Source organism: Moraxella sp. K1664, from assembly GCF_039693965.1.
Classification (GTDB): domain Bacteria; phylum Pseudomonadota; class Gammaproteobacteria; order Pseudomonadales; family Moraxellaceae; genus Moraxella.
Window position 1 is genome coordinate 673,066 of record NZ_CP155576.1, and the last position, 19,460, is coordinate 692,525.

General features: G+C 43.0%; 18 protein-coding genes. 4 read left to right on the plus strand and 14 right to left on the minus strand.

All coding sequences use genetic code 11. The features are described 5' to 3' along the window. Positions 1-172: 172 nt before the first annotated feature. The 8 genes from tatC to AAHK14_RS03590 form a co-directional block, all read right to left on the minus strand. Positions 173-901 carry a twin-arginine translocase subunit TatC gene (tatC, locus tag AAHK14_RS03555; RefSeq protein ID WP_065255216.1) on the minus strand — a complete coding sequence of 243 codons (729 nt, stop codon included), beginning with the start codon at positions 899-901 and terminating at the stop codon, positions 173-175. A gap of 32 nt (positions 902-933) precedes the next feature. Continuing rightward, positions 934-1,458, minus strand: a complete 525-nt coding sequence (locus AAHK14_RS03560) for a twin-arginine translocase TatA/TatE family subunit (protein ID WP_065255201.1) — start codon at positions 1,456-1,458, stop codon at positions 934-936. 6 nt (positions 1,459-1,464) lie between these two features. After that, a complete protein-coding gene (gene tatA, locus AAHK14_RS03565; RefSeq protein ID WP_065255200.1) occupies positions 1,465-1,686 on the minus strand; it encodes a Sec-independent protein translocase subunit TatA in 222 nt (73 codons plus the stop codon). 61 nt (positions 1,687-1,747) lie between these two features. Then, complete coding sequence (hisIE, locus tag AAHK14_RS03570) at positions 1,748-2,542, minus strand: bifunctional phosphoribosyl-AMP cyclohydrolase/phosphoribosyl-ATP diphosphatase HisIE (RefSeq protein WP_065255199.1); 795 nt, start codon at positions 2,540-2,542, stop codon at positions 1,748-1,750. Positions 2,543-2,584: 42 nt separating this feature from the next. Beyond that, the gene (locus tag AAHK14_RS03575) at positions 2,585-3,085 is read right to left on the minus strand and encodes a YqhA family protein (protein ID WP_062498392.1); all 501 of its coding nucleotides are present in this window, start codon (positions 3,083-3,085) and stop codon (positions 2,585-2,587) included. Beyond that, positions 3,082-4,032 (minus strand): DUF4105 domain-containing protein, encoded by a 951-nt coding sequence (locus AAHK14_RS03580; protein ID WP_083108194.1) that lies wholly within the window; start codon positions 4,030-4,032, stop codon positions 3,082-3,084. The genes AAHK14_RS03575 and AAHK14_RS03580 overlap by 4 nt, the downstream gene beginning before the upstream one ends. Beyond that, positions 4,032-4,184, minus strand: coding sequence for a hypothetical protein (locus tag AAHK14_RS03585; protein ID WP_156064985.1), 153 nt, complete (start codon positions 4,182-4,184; stop codon positions 4,032-4,034). Before AAHK14_RS03585 ends, AAHK14_RS03580 begins: the two co-directional genes overlap by 1 nt. 56 nt (positions 4,185-4,240) lie before the next feature. Further along, positions 4,241-9,067, minus strand: a complete 4,827-nt coding sequence (locus AAHK14_RS03590; protein WP_065255197.1) for a RecQ family ATP-dependent DNA helicase — start codon at positions 9,065-9,067, stop codon at positions 4,241-4,243. A 148-nt stretch (positions 9,068-9,215) separates the two neighbouring features. Between AAHK14_RS03590 and AAHK14_RS03595 the strand changes: the two genes are divergently transcribed. From AAHK14_RS03595 to hemN, 4 genes are all read left to right on the plus strand, one after another. Then, positions 9,216-10,034 (plus strand): DUF1963 domain-containing protein, encoded by an 819-nt coding sequence (locus AAHK14_RS03595; RefSeq protein ID WP_065255196.1) that lies wholly within the window; start codon positions 9,216-9,218, stop codon positions 10,032-10,034. 121 nt (positions 10,035-10,155) lie between these two features. Next, the gene (gene rpmI, locus AAHK14_RS03600) at positions 10,156-10,353 is read left to right on the plus strand and encodes a 50S ribosomal protein L35 (protein WP_029102391.1); all 198 of its coding nucleotides are present in this window, start codon (positions 10,156-10,158) and stop codon (positions 10,351-10,353) included. 16 nt (positions 10,354-10,369) lie between these two features. Further along, complete coding sequence (rplT, locus tag AAHK14_RS03605; protein WP_029102390.1) at positions 10,370-10,726, plus strand: 50S ribosomal protein L20; 357 nt, start codon at positions 10,370-10,372, stop codon at positions 10,724-10,726. A gap of 230 nt (positions 10,727-10,956) precedes the next feature. After that, positions 10,957-12,333: an oxygen-independent coproporphyrinogen III oxidase gene (hemN, locus tag AAHK14_RS03610; RefSeq protein WP_065255195.1), complete on the plus strand. Its 1,377-nt coding sequence runs from the start codon at positions 10,957-10,959 to the stop codon at positions 12,331-12,333. A gap of 55 nt (positions 12,334-12,388) precedes the next feature. On the opposite strand, the gene AAHK14_RS03615 is transcribed toward hemN, so the two are convergent. The 6 genes from AAHK14_RS03615 to AAHK14_RS03640 form a co-directional block, all read right to left on the minus strand. Continuing rightward, complete coding sequence (locus AAHK14_RS03615; RefSeq protein WP_065255194.1) at positions 12,389-13,339, minus strand: calcium/sodium antiporter; 951 nt, start codon at positions 13,337-13,339, stop codon at positions 12,389-12,391. Positions 13,340-13,395: 56 nt separating this feature from the next. Then, a complete protein-coding gene (locus AAHK14_RS03620; protein WP_065255193.1) occupies positions 13,396-16,332 on the minus strand; it encodes a type III restriction-modification system endonuclease in 2,937 nt (978 codons plus the stop codon). After that, on the minus strand, positions 16,329-17,879 hold the full coding sequence (locus tag AAHK14_RS03625) for a site-specific DNA-methyltransferase (RefSeq protein WP_065255192.1): 1,551 nt from the start codon (positions 17,877-17,879) through the stop codon (positions 16,329-16,331). Before AAHK14_RS03625 ends, AAHK14_RS03620 begins: the two co-directional genes overlap by 4 nt. A 242-nt stretch (positions 17,880-18,121) precedes the next feature. Next, a complete protein-coding gene (locus AAHK14_RS03630) occupies positions 18,122-18,556 on the minus strand; it encodes a hypothetical protein (protein WP_065255190.1) in 435 nt (144 codons plus the stop codon). Between the two features lie 159 nt (positions 18,557-18,715). Beyond that, positions 18,716-19,156 carry a regulatory protein GemA gene (locus AAHK14_RS03635; RefSeq protein ID WP_065255189.1) on the minus strand — a complete coding sequence of 147 codons (441 nt, stop codon included), beginning with the start codon at positions 19,154-19,156 and terminating at the stop codon, positions 18,716-18,718. 3 nt (positions 19,157-19,159) lie between these two features. Then, entirely contained in the window at positions 19,160-19,414 is a 255-nt protein-coding gene (locus tag AAHK14_RS03640; RefSeq protein ID WP_065255188.1) for a hypothetical protein, read from the minus strand. Between the last annotated feature and the right edge of the window lie 46 nt (positions 19,415-19,460).

The following is a 19,460-nucleotide window of genomic DNA, read 5'->3' on the forward strand; positions in this document are numbered from 1 at the left end:
TTGTAGCACAAACGATTAAAAATTACCAAAAAACTGTTTATTTTGCCAAATTGGTCAAAAAAGCCCAAAAAAGACGTGATAAACACGTCTTTTATGCTTATTTTAGCTAAGATGAATGAGCTTGGATAAATTGGTTTAGGCAAATGAATTTTGGACAAATTGCAATTTGCTCCTACACCTTATCATCAGCAATCTGTTTATTAGGCTTAACAATCATTCTTGCCACGACAAGCCCCAATTCAAACAAAATACACATGGGTATGGCAAGCATGAGCATACTTGCCCCGTCAGGCGGTGTGATGATTGCCGAGACAAAAAAACAGCCCACAATGATATATCGGCGTTTGTCGGCAAGCTGTTCAGGCGTTACGATACGCATGAGCACGAGTAGCATGGTCGCCACAGGTATCTCAAACATGAGACCGAACACCAAAAACAGCTTGATGACAAAATCCAAATAACTCTCAATGTCAGTCATCGGCAGGACGTTGTCAGGAGCGAACAGGACGAGAAATTTTAGGGCAGGCACCAGCACCACAAAATACGCAAACGCCATGCCCACATAAAACAGCACAATGGCGGACAGTAACAGTGGCACAACTGCCCGTTTTTCGTGCTTATATAGGGCAGGCGAGACAAAACCCCAAATCTGGGCGATGATAAACGGCACACAGATAAATAACGCCACAAAAAACGCCAATTTTATCGGGGCTAAAAAGCCAGAAGCCACTTGGGTTGCGATGATACTGGCGTTATGGGGCAGTAGAGCGACAAGCGGACTTGAAATCAAGTCATACAAGGGGCGACTAAAATACATGAGCGGTAAAAACACGACAAGCACCGCCACCGCCATGCGAATAAAACGGGTTCTTAGCTCGGCAAAATGTGCCATGAGTGGCATATCGCCGTCCGTGCTGTGTTTGTCTAAATCACTCACACGCCCCCCTGATATAAGAGTTTGTCGGCTTTATAATTGGGTAAAAACGGGGCGGGGGGCAGACGGCGTTTTTTGTCATAATCGCCCAATAAAAAAAAGCGATAAGTTAAAGGTAAGGTGTCGTATCGGGGGGTATTTGCTTGGGGGTTTATGCTTTTTGTGTCGGTGTTTTGAGCATCTTGCTTGGCGTCTTGAATTTCTTGCCAATTATCCAAAATCGCACTTTGATTGGTGCGTGCCATTTGGTCGGTTTGGCGGATTTTGGCTTGTAACTCCTGCATTTGGGCTTTCATCTTGGCTTCGGACGCACGAATCTCATCAATCTCCGCTTTTAGGGCGTTTTGTACTTCGGTGAGTTCAAGCTCGCTCACCAGCTCACTTTGTAGGCGTGCCGACATACGGCGAAAATTACCGTACCATTTGCCAAGCGTGCGTGCGGTGATGATGAGTTTTTCAGGGCCCAAGATGATGAGTGCGATGACCCCAAACAGCCCAAGCTCAAATAAGCCCAGATTAAACATAGCCTATCAGACCGTCTCGTCTTTTTTGACCTTAATCTCTTCTACTTTAACGTCTTGGGTGTCATCGGCTTGGGTGAGTTTGGGCTTGTCGTCTTCTTTGACCGCATCTTTAAAGCCCTTAACGGCAGAACCTAAGTCTTTGCCTGCGTTTTTAAGTTTACTCGTGCCAAACACGATGACCACCACCACCAATAAAATCAGCCAATGTGTGATAGAAAATCCGCCCATGATATTACCCTTTTAAATTTAAAAAATTAGTCTAACATAAAATTTTGACAAAATGATGAAATCAGCCCTTTGGCGTGCGTGCATTTTTCTCATCAATACCCGACAAACCAAATCGTCTTGCCAGCTCGGTCAAGACATCATCGCCCGATAGCCCCAACTGGTGTAACGCCACAAGGCTATGAAACCACATATCCGCCACTTCATAGACCACGTCCGCTTTGGCGTGTTCGTCATTGTCGCCTGTGGCACGCACAAGCTGTAATTCTTTGGCGGAGATAATCGCTTCGGTCGTCTCTTCGCCCACTTTTTCTAGGATTTTATTCAGCCCTTTGTGGTATAGGCTTGACACATAAGAGCTGTCTTTGTCGGCAGTTTTTCGCTCATCTAAGATGCGGTCAAGCTCGCCAATGACTTTGCTATTATCTAGCTTAATCAGCGTATGCGGTGCGTCCACTTTTACCGCATCACCATAAATCTCACTAGGGTCTTTAATAACCTTATCCACCGCCACCCAATCAAGGCTCGCCACGTCCAATTTTTCAAAAAAACAGCTCGTCCGCCCCGTGTGGCACGCAACCCCCCCAATCTGCGTGATGATAAGCACAATCACATCTCTATCGCAATCGGTGCGAATCTCATGAACGATTTGAGTGTGTCCGCTACTCTCGCCCTTGTGCCAAATCTTGCCACGAGAGCGACTAAAATACACCGCCGTGCCTGTCTCTACCGTCAGGCGTAAACTTTCGGCATTTTGCCATGCCATCATCAAAATTTGCCCCGTGGCGTGGTCTTGGGCGATGGCGGGAATCAGCCCATCGGCGTTAAATGTTAAATCATCAAGCCAGCTCATCATCATCTCCTATTTTGGGATATTTTATCACAAAATAGGAGATGATGGTTAATCCGTCTTATCGTGCGATGATGATTTCAAATTTTTAATCACAAACACCACCGCCACTAGCACGCACGACACCGACAGGGCAAAATACAAAGTTTCAAGCGTTGCCCCATATTCCACCGCTTGCTCCAAAAACATCACGGTCAAAATCAGCACCGCCACTTGCATGAGTATACTTTTTAAATCATGAAAATCGTGAATGTGTAGCACCTTTAAAAAACGAGAATCCACCATTTCTTTTTTGCAAATAAAAAATTGGTACAAGGCAATACTGGTAATTTGAAACACCAAGGCAATCAGCCCAATATCAAGCACCTTTAAGAGCGTTACCGCCAACTGTTTGCCTGATTTGGCGGTATCAGGCACCGCCATCACAAAGGATAGGCACAGATGAAACAAAATGTTGAGCGACATGATATAGAGTATGACAGATGATAAAAATGAAGTAAAAACAATCACATACACCAAAAATCGGCTATTTTGAAATAAAGAATTTATCATCTCTCCCCCTGTGTTGGTAGCCCTTGCCTTATCAATCTTGAAAACTCATCGCTGTCCATATCAGTTTTTATCAAATGCCCCACATACGGATTGGCGTGTGCCATCGCTCGCCATTCATCAGCCGTATAACGAGTATCAATCGCCTTTTCATCAAGCAAATATTCGGGCAACAAGCCTGCCAATAACGCCCGATAGTCAATCGGTATCGGCTCAATTTGTGCCATCATATCAAAAATGAGCGTGCTACAATTACTAATTAAGGTGTTATACCAACGGGCTTCGTGGTTGAGACTCTCGCCTTTTTGTAAATAAAGCAAAAACAGCTCACGCACGCTTTCTTTTGATAAATCAACAGGATAAATGTACACATCTTCGCCACGCACGTTGGTGCGACTGTATATCAAATCCTTCTCATCGCCCACCACAAGCCCAAGCTCAAACTGGCGAAAAAATCCCCCAATCGCCGAAAAACTCTCATGTGACTCTTTACGAATTTCAATAGAAAAGCTGAGTTTCTCGCCATTTTTAAAGCCAAAACTTGCCATGGTGTGTACGATTTTATCCAAGCCCCAATCTGAAATAATCAGCTCAAAAGTTTCTAGCTCTTGCAGGTTATACTGGCGAGTTTCCCAATTTATCTCATAATTGTCTTTATCATACCAACGAAAATTTCGCACATTGTGCAGGGTAACGATATCGCCTTGCTTTTCGTATTGAATGATTTTGGCGACTTCATCATGCCAAATGCGGTCATTTTTTGCGTCCATGCCAAAATACCACCCAAGCCCCACACCAAAGCAGACAAGATACACCGCCAAATCCGTCCGCCGTCTAAAAATCGCCCGAGTGATAAAAAAGCCCGTTAAACTCATTGCCAAACACGCCCAAAACACCATAAAAACTTGCGTACCCAGCTCGCCAAAGGGCTTATGCACCCATAACGCCATCAGTAGCCAAAAACTGCCACCCCAACAAAGAGCGTAAAGGCAATGGAGATGAGCCACACAAAAGCACGGGTTACAAAAAAGCGAGCGATAAACCGCTGAACGGCAGGGGGCAGAGCCTTGATAAGGGCGTTTTTGGGAAGTTGGTTAGTCATGATTTTGGCGGATAAAAAAGGGGTATTATAAAGCAAATGCCTTATAAAATATACCGCTATCCGCCCATGTCTTGTCTTTTTAGATGCACAATCGGCAACACAATCCTAGTCTCATTATCGCTATCCGCCTTTTGCCAAAGTACCACAAAATTCACGCTCGCCCCAGTTATCTGATAGCCCCGATGCAGATAGCCTTGCAATCGCTCTTTAAATGAATTGGAAAAGACAACAATCCGATTGCCTTGCTCATCACAACAGCCCCAAGTAAATTTTTGGGTAAATACTTGTAAAGTCGTCCCTGCTCGCAAAGGGCGAATATGCGTTGCATATTCATAAAACTTATCCAAATACACATCTTTATGATTAAGGTACAGAGCAAGCTCTCGCTCGTTGGAGCTATTGCCTTGATAGTTTTGCCAATAGACATTGTGCTTGGGCAACAGTTCAAGCAGTTTTTGTTGATTGGAGAGTACCACAAGGTCGGACTTGGCACGAGAAAACGCCACATAAAATTCTCGTTTTTTGGTATCGTCTAGTTCATCATTTTGGGTGTTTTTATCCTTTCTGGCATTTTTATCAATCAATACAAACACATGGTCAAATTCACGCCCTTTGGCTTTGTGAATGGTTGAAAGCATCACCACGCCATTTTCGGCATGATAAAAATCTTCCAAATGCGACTCATGGATAAACATCCGCCAATCAGAGACGTATTTGCGTTCGGGTTGGGCGGTCTCAAACGAGCGGATGATGTTGTGTAGTAATGGTAAATGGCGACTGGTTGCAAGATACTCATCCGCTTGCTGTCTGGCGGTTTGCCATACGTCATCATCTATCACAACCTGCTCAGGCGTGAGTGCCAAATAATACTCAAACACACGCACTTCTAACAAATCACGCACCGCAAAACCTTGATTGCTTTGTATAAGTTTGTGGGGAATATCCGCCCGCCCAAGCTGTCCTGCCAGCCAAATCGCTTCTTCGTTGGTTTGGGTAAGTACCGCCACCGACCGCTTGCTGTCATAGGCTTCACGTACTTGTGCGAGTAGGTATGCCGACACATCGCCTGTAAAATCCACCACCGACACACGCCCCACATCGGTACTGACCGCTTTGACTTCTTGGGTTTTTAGGCGTTCTGTGATGTGCTTGGCAAAACCATTACAAAACTCCACAATACGAACCGCGCTGCGATAATTATCCACCAAATCATACGATGTCGCCCCAAAATCACGCAAAAAGCGGTGCATGTATTTAGGGCTTGCCCCTGAAAACTCATAAATCGTTTGGTCGTCATCGCCCACCACAATCACTCTCATGTCTTCGTTTTGGATTATGAGCGTCCGCACCAGTTCAAACTGCTCTTCATTCATGTCTTGAGCTTCGTCAATGACCAGTACCGTTTTGGCAATGCGATTGGGTTCAACTTCGCCATTTTTAATCTTAACGGTCGCATCACGCACGACATTTTGGGCATTTTGTAAATCGCCCACACGTCCAAGCAAATCAAAGCAGTACGCATGAAAGGTTTTGATTTCTATATAACTTGCCGAATTGCCCATGATTTCAAACAGCCGTGCTTTAAACTCATGCACCGCTGAACGAGAAAAAGTCAGCATTAGCAGTCCTTCGTGCTTGACATCTTCTAATTGATACAAAGACGCAAGTTTATGCACCAGCACCCGTGTTTTGCCACTACCAGGGGAGGCGAACACCACAATGACACGGCTTTTGTCATCTTGGATAATCCGTAACTGCTGTGGCGACAAATTGCCAAACCACTTCTCAAAACGACTGGCGGTGATGTTGCGTTTTAGGGCAGACCTTTCATCTTTATCAAAATATTTTTGTAAAAATTCTTGATAATCCAGTCCAAAATAATCATTCACAAAGCCCATTGCCCCCTTTTCATCGGCAAGCATGAGATTGGCGTATTTGCCCACGATGTGAATCTGCTCTTTGCGAGTGTCATAATAATTGGCAAGTTTTTTATAATCGTCTAGCGTGTACTGCTTGCGTCCGTCTTTTTCTAGGCGAGAGATGAAAAGGCGTTGATGCAGCACCAAAAATCCGCCTTCAATTTTTAACACGTCCATTTTTACCAAATAAAACAGCACGTCTTCGATGTCATCAAGGCTGACCGAGCCGAACAATCCACCGTCAAAGGCGTTTTTTAATTCGCCCACCGAAAAATGCACTTCTAGCCAGTCGCCATGAGACGCTTTGCCTGAATTTTTTGCCAAATCCGACACATACCGCACCACAAAATCCGCCAATTCTGCCTTGCGTGTCAGTAGCTCTTTGAGTGTATCTGTGTCGTACTTTAACACAAGCCCCATGTCGCCATGACTGTCATCATCACGCCCAAGCCAGTTTTTGATTTTCCAAAAATTGATGAGTGTTTTGATGTTTTTGGGCGTGGCATCTGTCAGATATTGCTGAACGTTTTGGGTAAATTCTTTAAACGACCAGTTCGGTTCATACTCACCAAATGCGTCAAGCATGGCTTTTTCGGTATTGATAAAGCGGTTTAGTTTGGCGATGTTGTCGCCTGTACGGGTGTTTTTGCCGATAAAGGCTTGTAAATCCTGCTGGTCGGCTAGGATACTCTCTTGCCTTAGCCATGTGATAATCCGCACCACTCGCCCTGTTTCTAGCCCCAGCACGTCCGCCAAATAGTCCACCCGAGATTCGCCGTCTTCATCGGTCATTTGTTGGCGTTTGTGCGAAAACAGCTTTTTGACAATCCGCACGGCGTGCATTTTTTCATCAGGGTGAATGAGCGTGGATGCATTGATTTTGTCTATCGCTTCCATGGCGTTTTTGCTAAGAATGCTTGTAGCAAACACACGGGGCATATTTTGCCCACGTTTGATGTAACCTGCGTCTTCTAATGCCGAAATGGCGGTTTTGACACGGGTTTCTATGTCGTCAGGGTGTAAGTCATTCCAACCTGCTTGTCTGGCAATTTGTAAGGCGGATTCGCAAATTTGTGGACGTGTACCGCACATCTCTTTTATTGCACGCCAAATTTGCTTGATTTCATTGACCGAGATTTTGGTTTGGTTTAGTAGGGTAAAGTGCTTATCCAAATCGTCTGATGCGTTAAACAATACATAACAATCCGCCAAAATCTTCTCATCACGCCCCGCCCGTCCTGCTTCTTGAACATAATTTTCCAAAGAATCCGAGATGTCATAATGCACCACAAGCCCCACATTGGGCTTATCCACGCCCATGCCAAAGGCGGACGTGGCGACCATGATTTGAGCTTCGTCCGCTTTAAAGGCATTTTGATTGTGGATTTTGTCATCGGCATTCATTTTGCCATGATAAGCCAAAGCAGAAAAACCGTCTTTTTGCAGATGTTCGCTCAAAGAAATGGTGCGTTTGGTGCGAGAGACATAGACAATCGTGGGGCAGTTGTGCGTTTCAATCAAACTGCGTAAGGCTTGGTATTTTTCATCTTCGTTTGGTTTGGCGATGACTTGATAATGCAGATTTTTGCGAGCGACAGGGGCGATAAAGCGTGTGAGTGTGAGCCCGAGCTCTTTTTTAAAATAAGCACAAATATCTTCGATGACTTGGATTTTGGCGGTGGCGGTAAAGCATGAGACAGGGATTGGGGTATCTAGCTGTTTTTTATGCCACAGCGTGCGGATAAATTCGCCAATATACAAATAATCCACCCGAAAATCCTGCCCCCATGCCGAAAAACAGTGGGCTTCATCAATGACAAACCGAGCGATGTTTCTGCCGAGCAACAACTTTTCTATGGTACGTGAACGCAAGCTCTCAGGCGAGATGTAGAGCAGGTTTGCCGCGCCGTCTTGGACACGTTCCACCGCTTTTTGGCGTTCAATGGGATTTAGCAAGCCGTTAATCGTTACCGCTTCGCTAATGCCTTTTTGTTCCAAATTATCCACTTGGTCTTTCATGAGCGATTGTAAGGGCGAGATGACCACCGTCAAGGCTTTGGCACGCTCGCCTGCGATGAGTGCAGGCACTTGGAACGTTACCGACTTGCCACCGCCTGTGGGAAACACCGCCAACAGCGACCCGCCTGCAATGGCACATTCAGCAGTCTGTTGCTGTAAGGGCTTGCCGTCATAACTGCGAAAGGTTGGATAATCAAAGTAGCGATTTAAGCCCTTGACTGCGTCCAGCTCATGTTGGCAATAGGCACAGCCTTGGCAAGGCGTGGCACACAACTCAATCAAAATCATCTCAATCTTGGGGTATTGGTGTTGTAGCCACACAGGCGTGATAGAGTAGCGACTTTGGGCATGAATGAGTGATAGAGCATATGCCAGCTCCACAGGGTGCTGACTGATGAGCGTATCTAGTGGGGCATTTTGGCAAATTTTTGACCCAAAAGTCGTGCCAATAAGTGTGGATAACTCTTCGTGAATGTCTTCAAATTTTATCCACTCAAAAAACGCCCCAAACCCTGCCTTTTGATGTAAAAGCCGATAAAAAATACGCCCCACGTCAATGGGCAGTTTGCCAAAAGCATGGGCTAACTCGTCCAAAAGCTCTTGGGTGATTTTACAGTCATTTAGAGGATTGTTGGAGTCTTCAAACTGGGCTTTGTAGTCTTTATTCAATGCGTGATAAGGACGAGCAGGGAACAATAGGGGCGATAATAACAACGTATCAATGATGTGCTTGTCTGTTTTGCCAATGGCGGTCAAATCGCTTTTTAGATACCCAAAATCATGTGCCAAAAAGTTATGCCCACACAGGTATTTGGTAGGCTTGATAAGTTGTATCAGCTCGCTTGGGCGGTTTTGATGAAAATCATGCTTATCATAAATCGCCCCAATATCCACAATGCGATTTTTGCTATCAATTTCCAAGTCAATAAAAGCAATGTCTGTCATGGTCTGCTCCGTTTTTTGGGGTATGATAGCAGGTTTTTTGAGCTTTCAAAAGTTCAATTTGCTTACCATAAACAGCCCAAACTTCCTTGCCCCCACCGCCCAAACGTGCCATAATAACCATTCACACCACCACAATTAAGGACAACCCATGACCCTACCCCAAGCCTTTACCCCATTTGCCGATGAAATTTTTGCGTCCATGCGTCCGTCCGTTCGCTTGATGTTATCTACCGACCCTGCCACGCCTTTTGATAGCAAGGTTGGCGGTACGCCTTATCTGCCAAAAGACCACAGCTATCCGACAGGCACGGACGGCAAGCCCATGGCGTTTTTGGCACAGATTAACTTTGAGCAAATGCCTGCCTTGCCACACTTTCCACGCACAGGGATTTTGCAGTTTTTTATCAAAAATGACGATGACTGCTATGGCATTAACTTCGATGACTTCACCGACCATACAGGCTACAAGCTCATCTATCATAATCATGTCGATAAAGACACCCCACAAGGCGACTACGATGTCCAAGTGGGCGAATACACCTTGCCTTTTCCTGCCGATCACAGTTATCGCATCGGTTTTGATGACGCCACGCCCCAAGCTGTTACCGCCTTTGATTTTAAATTTGATGAAACTGTGCCAAATCTTGCTCAATTTTTAAACGAAAAAGCTGACCAAGATAACTACGATTGGGAGCTACACAGCGAGTACGACACATGGACACAAGCCGAGTCGCACCGTGTGGGCGGTTATCCATTTTTTACCCAAGATGACGTGCGTGGTTGGGAGCATGATGAGCCTTTGAGTGAGTATGTGCTACTGTTTCAGCTTGTCAGCGAAGACGGCGATAATGATGAGAGTGTCGATGTGATGTGGGGCGACTGTGGCGTGGGCAACTTTTTTATCCACCCTGACGACTTGGCAAATTTACGCTTTGAGCGGGCATTTTTTACCATGGACTGCTATTAAGTCTTGCAATTTTATAAAAAGAGGCGTATAATGTGCGTCCCACCTTCCGCTATTTATTTTTAAGTAAATTGGCAAAAAGGTTCATCGGTTGGTGTGCCAACCTTTAATAAAGAGGCTACTTATGAAAGTAAAACTAAAAACCAAACGTGGTGCGGCAAAGCGTTTTAAAAAAACCGCCAACGGCTTTAAACGCAAACAAGCGTTCAAACGCCACATTTTGACCAAAAAATCTCCTAAGCGTATCCGCCAATTGCGTGGTTGCGTCATGGTTCACGTCGCTGACGTTCCATCAATCCGCCGTATGTGCCCATACATTTAATATCTAGGAGAATCTAATGGCTCGTGTAAAACGTGGTGTACAGGCTAACCGCCGTCATAAAAAAGTCTTGGCTCGTGCAAAAGGTTACTATGGTGCACGCTCTCGTGTGTATCGTGTTGCCGTACAAGCGGTAATGAAAGCAGGTCAATACGCATATAGAGACCGCCGTAACAAAAAACGCTCTTTCCGCCGTCTGTGGATTGCTCGTATCAATGCAGGTGCTCGTCTAAATGGCTTGTCATACAGCCGTCTTATCAATGGTCTTAAAAAGGCAAGCATTGAGATTGACCGCCGTATCCTAGCAGACATCGCCATGCATGACGCAGCAGCGTTCACGGCAATCTGCGAAAAAGCAAAATCTGCCCTAGCCTAAGCTAACAGCTTGCTTAAAACCCCAGAACTTTTGTTTTGGGGTTTTGTTTTTATTCATTGAATAAATTTACCAATTAGCCCAAACCCGCACCATTTGGCATTTTTAAAACAATGGTCTTGTCAGGTGTGCCTGTCATGCCCTTTGGTGACATCAATCCCCAAAAGTATTATTGTCTCGCACCGCCCAAACGGTTATAATAACACTCCAATACCCATTTATTGACAACAGCCATGCACCATTTTAGCCAAGTCAGCTTTGATGAAGCCTTGATTCAAAAATACAACCGTCAAGGCCCCCGTTACACGTCCTATCCGACTGCCTTAGAGTTCGCCCCCATTGCAGACGGTGTGGAGATGAGTATTTTACAACAAAAAGATCCTGCCGTCCCCCTATCGCTCTACATTCATATCCCCTTTTGCCGTCATCTGTGCTACTACTGTGGTTGTAACAAAATCATCACCAAGAAAAATAGCGACTCGGGCGATTATCTAGACTATCTATTTAGAGAAATTCGCCATAAAAAATCCCTGCTAAACGGCAATGCAAAGGTCAAACAAGTCCATTTAGGGGGCGGTACACCTACTTTTTTGAGTGATGATGAGCTGACCGTGTTGTGGCGGTTTTTACAAGATGAATTTGACTTTGCTGATGACGGGGACTATTCGGTAGAGATTGACCCACGAGAGCTTAGGGAGACGACTTTGGCGGTCTTACGCTCACTGGGGGTCAATCGCTTATCATTTGGGGTGCAGGATTTGGACGAGACCGTACAGATAGCTGTGAACCGTGTACAGCCCCACAGCATGGTGCAGGCGGTCATGCGTGAAGCCAGACAGCTAGGCTTTGGCTCAATTAACATTGACTTGATTTATGGTCTGCCCCATCAGAGTGTGGCGAGCATGGCGGACACAGTCGCCAAAATCATCGCCCTAGCCCCTGACCGCTTATCGGTGTTTAACTACGCCCATCTGCCCGAGCGATTCACCGCCCAACGCCGTATCAAAGATGACGACCTGCCCAGTCCTGCCGACAAGCTCACCATGTTTGGCGACACCATCAAGGCACTCACGGACGCAGGTTATCAGTATATTGGCATTGACCATTTTGCTCGCCCTGATGATGACATGGCAATCGCCCAACGTCAAGGCAAGCTCCATCGCAACTTTCAAGGCTATGCCATCTTGGGCGAGTGCGACCTGCTCTCGTTTGGGGTAAGCAGTATCAGTCAGATTGGCGAGCATATCTTGCAAAACCCCACTGATTTAAAAGAATATCAAGCACGCATTAATGACGGCATACTCCCTGCCGTCAAGCACATCAAGGCAGATGAGAAGGATAAGTTACGCCGTTATGTCATCATGAACTTATTATGCCATGACCGCTTGGACTTTGCCGATGTTGATGAGCGTTTTGGCATTGACAGTCGCCGTTATTTTGAGCCAGAGCTGGCAAACCTACACCAAATGGCAGACGACAAACTCGTCTTTATTGATGAGACTGGCGTACAAATCCTACCCAAAGGACGGATACTGGGGCGTAACGTAGCAATGGTCTTTGATGAATACCTAACCCAAAAGCACAGCGGACGGTTTAGTAAGGTCATCTGACACCCAATAAAAAACGACCATCACATGCATGGTCGTTTTTTATGCAAAACATGGTTTAGCCACCCACAAACAGCCATACCGTATAGCCGATAAAGATAGACAACAGCACCGCACCCACGCCACGCCCAAGTTTTTGACTGCCACGCACGGCAAGCAGGCACAGGATAAACAACAGTCCCGTCACCCCACCCATGACAATCATATCACGGCTCACCACTTCATGAGCCACCGCCATCGGCATGATGGTAGCAGGAATGCCCACGACCGCTAGGGTGTTAAAGATGTTTGAGCCGATAACGTTACCCAAAGCCATTTCATCTTCGCCCTTTCGTGCAGCGATGATAGATGAGACCAGCTCGGGCAAGCTTGTGCCTATCGCCACAATGGTAAGACCAATGATAAGCTCGGACAGCCCTGCGATTTTGGCAATCTCCACCGCTCCCCACACCACAAGGCGTGAACTTAGCACCAGCACCACCAAGCCCCCGACGAGTTTGGCGACCGCCATGCCCATGCAAAAATCGACCGTGTCAGGCACGTCATCACTGGCGGACTTGCCCAGTTTTGCCATATAAATCTGAAACGCCAAAAACACCGCCAACGCTCCAAGGAGTATCGCCCCGTCCAGACGGCTCACTTGTCCGTCCAATAACTGAAAAATCGCCAAAGCGGTAATACCAATGAGTATCAAAAAGTCGGATTTGACCAAGGATTTTTGGATAAATAAAGGGCTCACCAACGCTGTTGCACCCAGCACAAGCGTGATGTTGGTAATGTTTGAGCCGTACGCATTACCCAGTGCCAAACCAGGGGCTCCGTTTAGCGTGGACAACACCGACACGACTATCTCAGGGGCGGACGTGCCCACCCCAATGACCAGCATACCCACCAACAGTTTGGGCATACCAAATTTTAGGGCGATGCCAGACGACCCTTCAATAAAAAACTCGGCACTATACACAAGCAAGGCAATGCCGACAATCATCGCAATAATGGCTAATAACATAACATAAAAGATAAGAAAAGGGGTGTGTATTTTAGCACATGCCAAATATTACATTGTTATTTCTCGGTAAATCCCGACAGATTTTGCTTAATAATATCCACCACTCTATCACTCTCAAACTGCGTAACAAATCGCACGTTTATCGCCCCTTGCTCATTCATGGCATTAAACCACCGCTCGGCGTGTCTGATTTTATGATTTTCTCTTTGGCGTAACTCATCTTTATCTTTTACACCTTTACTTTCTAGTACCAAGTTTAGTACATCGCCCTTAGCGGTTTTGACGATATAAGCAAAATCAGGCGAATAAGTCTCCCCACCTGCCACAGGGATTTTTATGGCGTTTTTGGGAATTTTGGTAAAAACAACGACTTCTTGCACGTCTTCTGCGGTCATGTTTTGCCGTTCAATGTCGCTATCAAAAAACACCCGCTCAAACAAAAAACTCTCAAAAGGTTTGTTATCGCCCAGCACACCCCAATCTTGATTAATATCAATCTCAGGCAAAGGCAAGCCGTTTTTGTCGGTGAGTTTGGTTGGGTGAATTTGGTTGCTGATTTTTTGATAACCAATTTCAAATTTATTTAAAGAATGTTTCAATAAATAATCATTAAATCCCTTATCAATCATTCTTACCGTCTCATCATTCATAAATTTATCAATACCAATGTCATTTTTTAATTCAAAAAATGCTTGGTGCAATGTCGTCATCTTGATATAGGATTTTTGAGAAAGTTTTTGTAAAAATTGACGATAATTTAAAGTAACAATCGGCTCAAATGGTGTATTTTCTATGCTTTCATTGGTTTTAAAATCAATGAGTTTATCTGTCGTTTTTATCATCTCTTGGGTTTTTGTACTAATGCCGGTCATGGTAAATTTTGCTTTATTTTGACCCAAAAAATCCACCAATAAAGCCAAAATTTCCTGCTCACTTATCTGATATTGCAAAATCGCCTTTTGATTTATTGCCTCCCACAAGGATTTTAATTCATCGTATTTTCCCGTACGCATGGCGACTTTGGTTTTTTGTTTATCATCACTATTTGCTATTTTGCCTTGTTTTAAGGCATTATAATTAAAGGCATTGGGGAATTTTTGTTTGATTGTCTCATACGCTCCTGCCAATAAGTTGTCATCGTCATCAATTAGCCCAAGTTCATATAATTCATTTATCAATATTCGTCTTTTAACATCTGAATAAGCTGATTTTATTTTTTCAAATAAATTATCATCAAATACCACAGGGATTATTTCATGCTCGGCAGCTTTATTGATATCCGCTTTTAATTGTGCGACAAAATCACGTTCACTGCTATCCACAAAATAATTTAATTTAAAATCAGTATCCTTAACTCGGCTCATAAATTCATTGACAGGCAATCTTAGCCCCCGCCCCACTTCTTGCAATTTACTGGTTTCTGAACCGCTAGAACGCAATTTACAAATCCCAAATACATTAGGATTGTCCCACCCTTCACGAAGTGTCCATTTTGAAAAAATAAAACGGCATGGATTGTCCAATGACAACAAACTTTCTTTATCATGCAAAATCTCGCCAATTTCTTTGGCGATTTTTTCATCATCACTGCTGTTATCTTTTGAAAAATAACCGCCATGCGTTGCCGATACATCCGCCAACACCATTTGCAAGGAACGATAAAAATCGGTGCCAATCATCGCCTTTTCTAGGGCTTTTTTGGCTTCGTCTTTGACTATCATTTCAAAATCGCTTTTTAAACTCCCGACAATATCATCGCCGTCTCGGTATCCTTTAATGTCATCAATAAAAAATAAGGTCAAGGGCTTAATTTTGTCCACACGATTTAATAATGCTTTTTCGGTTTCAAAATACACCTTTACCGCTTGTCTTATCATGGCATGAAATACCGTATTGGCATAAGAAAAAGGATTGATTTTATCGCCTGTTTTTAATTCTATGCCATTACTTAATATAACCCTGCCTGATTTTAAGTCTTGCAGGTACAACTCATCAATATGATGATGAATTTTTTGTAAATTCTCGCCTTTATTTAGAGTAAATTTTTGAGTTGATTTTTTGTTTTCTATCAATTCAAAAATCGCCTGATTATTATTACTCTCTACCAATTTGATTTTTGTGCCGTCATCGCCTTGAATGTCGGTGATATAGGCAATCACGCCTTTGACCAAATCTTGATTAAAAGCGTCAATGGCACTTAACCGATAAATCAAATTTTTAAATCTATCATTAAATGTCGCCCCATAACGCAATATGTATTGGGGATTTAGATTTAATAATGACTGCCATGTTTTGTTATTGTCATCAAATCGGTGTGGTTCATCAATAATCAATATCGGATTGACCGAACCAATCGCTTCAAAAGGCTTATCAAATTTATCTTTTAATAGAATACTGCCGTCATTGCCATTATCTTCGCCTTTCATGGTTTTACTATTGACCATACCCATATTTAATAATAACACATGAATTTTTTGGGTATTATCAGCTTGGACAAATCGCACAATCTCGCTTGGCATGGGATTGGTGCGTTTGCCTTTTTTGGTTTTTTGGCTTTCTACAACATACAGCTCAATTTCAGCTTGTCCATATTCCAAATTAAAATCCAATCTAAAATGATTTTTTAAAGCGTCCGATTTTAAAAACTGCTCCGTTCCTGCTTTAATGGATAAAGTCGGCACGACAATCACAAATTTATAAATACCCAATCTTTTGTGCAATTCATACATGGTTTGGGTGTAGGTATAAGTTTTGCCCGTGCCTGTCTCCATAGAAATATCTAAGACATTGCTATAATCAGGTGATTTGTCAATTTGATTGTCTGATTGGATTTGATGAATGTTGTTTTTATAACGCTCGCCCACAAAAGACAATGTGGGATTTTCGCCCCTGTCATTGTCTTTTTTATGAACATTATCAAAAACACTTAATACCGCATTTACCGCCCCGATTTGGTGTGGCAAGTTTTTTTCATAATGAAAGCCTTTTTTCATAGCACTCTAACCACCAAATGAATGTTTAGGTTCTTTTTATTATTATACGTTGTTAATGCCTGTGCCAATTCTTTTTGTTTGGCACTGTCCACACTAAGCCAAAATAATACAATCCGCTCTATCAAAAATGATTTGTCATTATCCAATTTATCAAGTAAGGCTTTAATATGACCGCTATCAAAATCAGGATAAATGATATATAAGGTTTTATTACATAAATAAGCGGTATAATCTGCCAAATCAATACTTTGTACTTTATCTGTCAAAACATGACCGTCATATACTCGCCATGTCGTCAAAAGTGTGTGGTATTCATCCTCGCTAAATGTCTGGCTAAATAAATCAGGCAAGGCAGTTTGTGGATTTATCTCATTATCATCAATCGCCAAAAAGTCATCTATCATCTCAAAAATTTTAAATCCCAAATCGCCTGTATAATCAGGATTTTCACTTTGTATTTTTTGGGCAGAGCGGATAATACGTTCTTTGGTAACGTCAAAAATGGTATCAAATCCCGCTTTATGGGCTTCTGATTTTTTATCGGTTAATTCTGGTAATTGTACGCAAATAAATTGGCGATTGCCCTTATCTTCGGCATTTAATTGCATGACTGCATGGGCGGTTGTACCCGAACCTGCAAAAAAGTCTAGGATTAAGGCATTTTTATCAAAGATAATTTGAGCAAAATAACTAATAAGATTGGTGGGTTTTGGAAAATCAAACAACTTACCATTAAAAAGTTCTGTAATTTCTTTTGTACCATTTAGCGACATACCAATATTATCAGGAAGTTTTGTACTAACAGCAATTCTTCCAAAATTATCTCCCGCCTTTGCCATGTCATCATCTTTAAAATAACGCATAACAGGGCGACTAATCTTTAAAAAATCATAATCATCAGGAAAGACAATTTTGCCTTTATCGTAGTATTCTTGAAGGGTATCTTTTGTAACTCGCCAAGTTGCATTAGGATTGGCTGGATATTCTTTTCCTGATTTTGGGTCTATCATTGTAAAAAAGCTGTTAGGACGCTCGCTTGCCGTTCGTTGTGTTGTGCAATCATGAATTCGCCAAGGTCTATTAGGAAAATCGTCTGTTTCGTAATATTTACGTTCTTTACCTTCTACACTTGCAACAAATTTATCACTTTTTGCATAAACCAAAATCCACTCGTAATCTTGCGACACACCAAATGGAACATCAGATTTAGCTGTTCTTTTTCGCCATGGGATTAATCCAACAAAATTCTCCTCCCCAAATATTTCATCACATAATAATTTTAATTGGGCTTGTTCATTATCATCGATACTAATAAATATCACGCCGTCATCTTTTAATAATTCACGGGCGATATAAAGACGGGGATACATAAAGGTTAGCCACGCACTGTGCGAATTGGATTTTTTGGCAGTAAAATCAAGCACTCGCTTAGCTTCGTCCAATGACATATCGGCAAGCTGTGCCAGTTGCTCGGGCGTGAATTTGCGGTCATCTTGATAAACAAAACCGTCCGACCCTGTATTATAGGGTGGGTCTATGTATATCATTTAATCCCTAATGATATAATTCAATCAGATTTTAGAGATAAATGGGAAGAATGGGGAATATGGTGGAGAAAGTGGGAAGGGGTTATTGCAATGATGTTGCAGAATATGCAATGAAATTTGAGCCAGTTGGCAAGATGAAAAATCATGGCAAAAGCGACTTCGTTGTCGCATTTTACCATAATATACCTAGCCCACACAATAAAGCCCCAGATTTTTGTCTGGGGCTTTTGCTTTGAGTTGAATTATTGTAAAAATTGAATGATTTCAGCCAGTTTGTTTTCAATATGTCTGACCACCAACCGCTCGGTAGGGCTTTGATTTTCAAAATCAAGGGCTATTTGTTGTTCGGCTAATTTTTCTTTGATGATGTTGATGTAAATATCAATCATGCTTGTGTCTTTTGTTTGGGTTTGAGTTTGGTTGTCGCTCGTAACTCTGGCGTGTTCGTCTAAATAAGCGTGCAGGGTTTCAATGCTGGGTAGGCTTGTACTGTCTAGTACTTCTTGGCAATCATCACCACCCCAAACGGTCAATACGGGTTTATTTTTCATCATTTTAATGATGATGTGCGTCCCAAATTCTTTGCCACGCACCCAAAGCTCATCATCATCTGTCATTTCGTATTCTGCTACACCAAAATTTTGTGTATATTGAAAAATTTGTTGAATGTCTAACATAAAAAACACCTTTAAAATCATTGGGTTAAATTGTTTGTGTGTGGACAGTATCGCTCTTGTCGGCACACATAGCAAGTCTTATTTGCCAAGATTTTAAAGATTTTTTTTGCAAAAACTGGCATAAAAAAACCACCCATATAGAGCGGTTTTTTTAAAGGCTTATTGCTGGGCTTGGCGAATACGAGCGAGCCATTGTTTTAGGCTTTCTATGAGTTGTGATTTTTCACGAGTGTTAAGATTGGGTAGGTTTGCTCCCAGTTGGTTTGTCGCATAGTTGTTCATGGCGGTTTCGCTCCTGTCATTGACCGCTCCCAAGCCGTTCAGGGTTAGCCACAAATGGCGAATAAGCCTGTCTTGGGGGCTGTTGGTGGTGGTTTTGGGTTTGGTGGATGTGGTGGTTTTAAAGCCTTTGCGTTTAAGCTCGGTTAAAACGATATTTAGTTCGGCAACACTCATCTCTTTGGTGGAATTTTTACCAATCGTATAAGCCAAAATGTCTCGGTAGGTCTCATCGTCAAGATGTAGCTCGGATTTGCCGACGTGAATAAGCTGGATAAGTTTTTTCTTTTTGTCGTAGGGTTTGGGTTGGTTTTGGGTCATTTTTTACTCCAAGCCTAGTAATTGGGCAGCTGATACCGCTAATTTTGGCGGTTCTGGCATTTCAGCCCAATGGGTTATTTTATCATTGCCAGTAACAAAACACTTTTTGTCAAAATCATAAAACTGTTTGTCTATGGTTTGGTAAACAAAGCCACCATCTTTATGTAGTGATACACATAAAAACTCACAAAACATTCTTGATTTGCGTTTTTTATTAAATCGTGGCTTGGTTTTTGGATATTCGTGCCAAGCTGTCATTTTTTACTCCAAATTTCTCTTATAAAAAAGCGTTTAAAGCGATTTT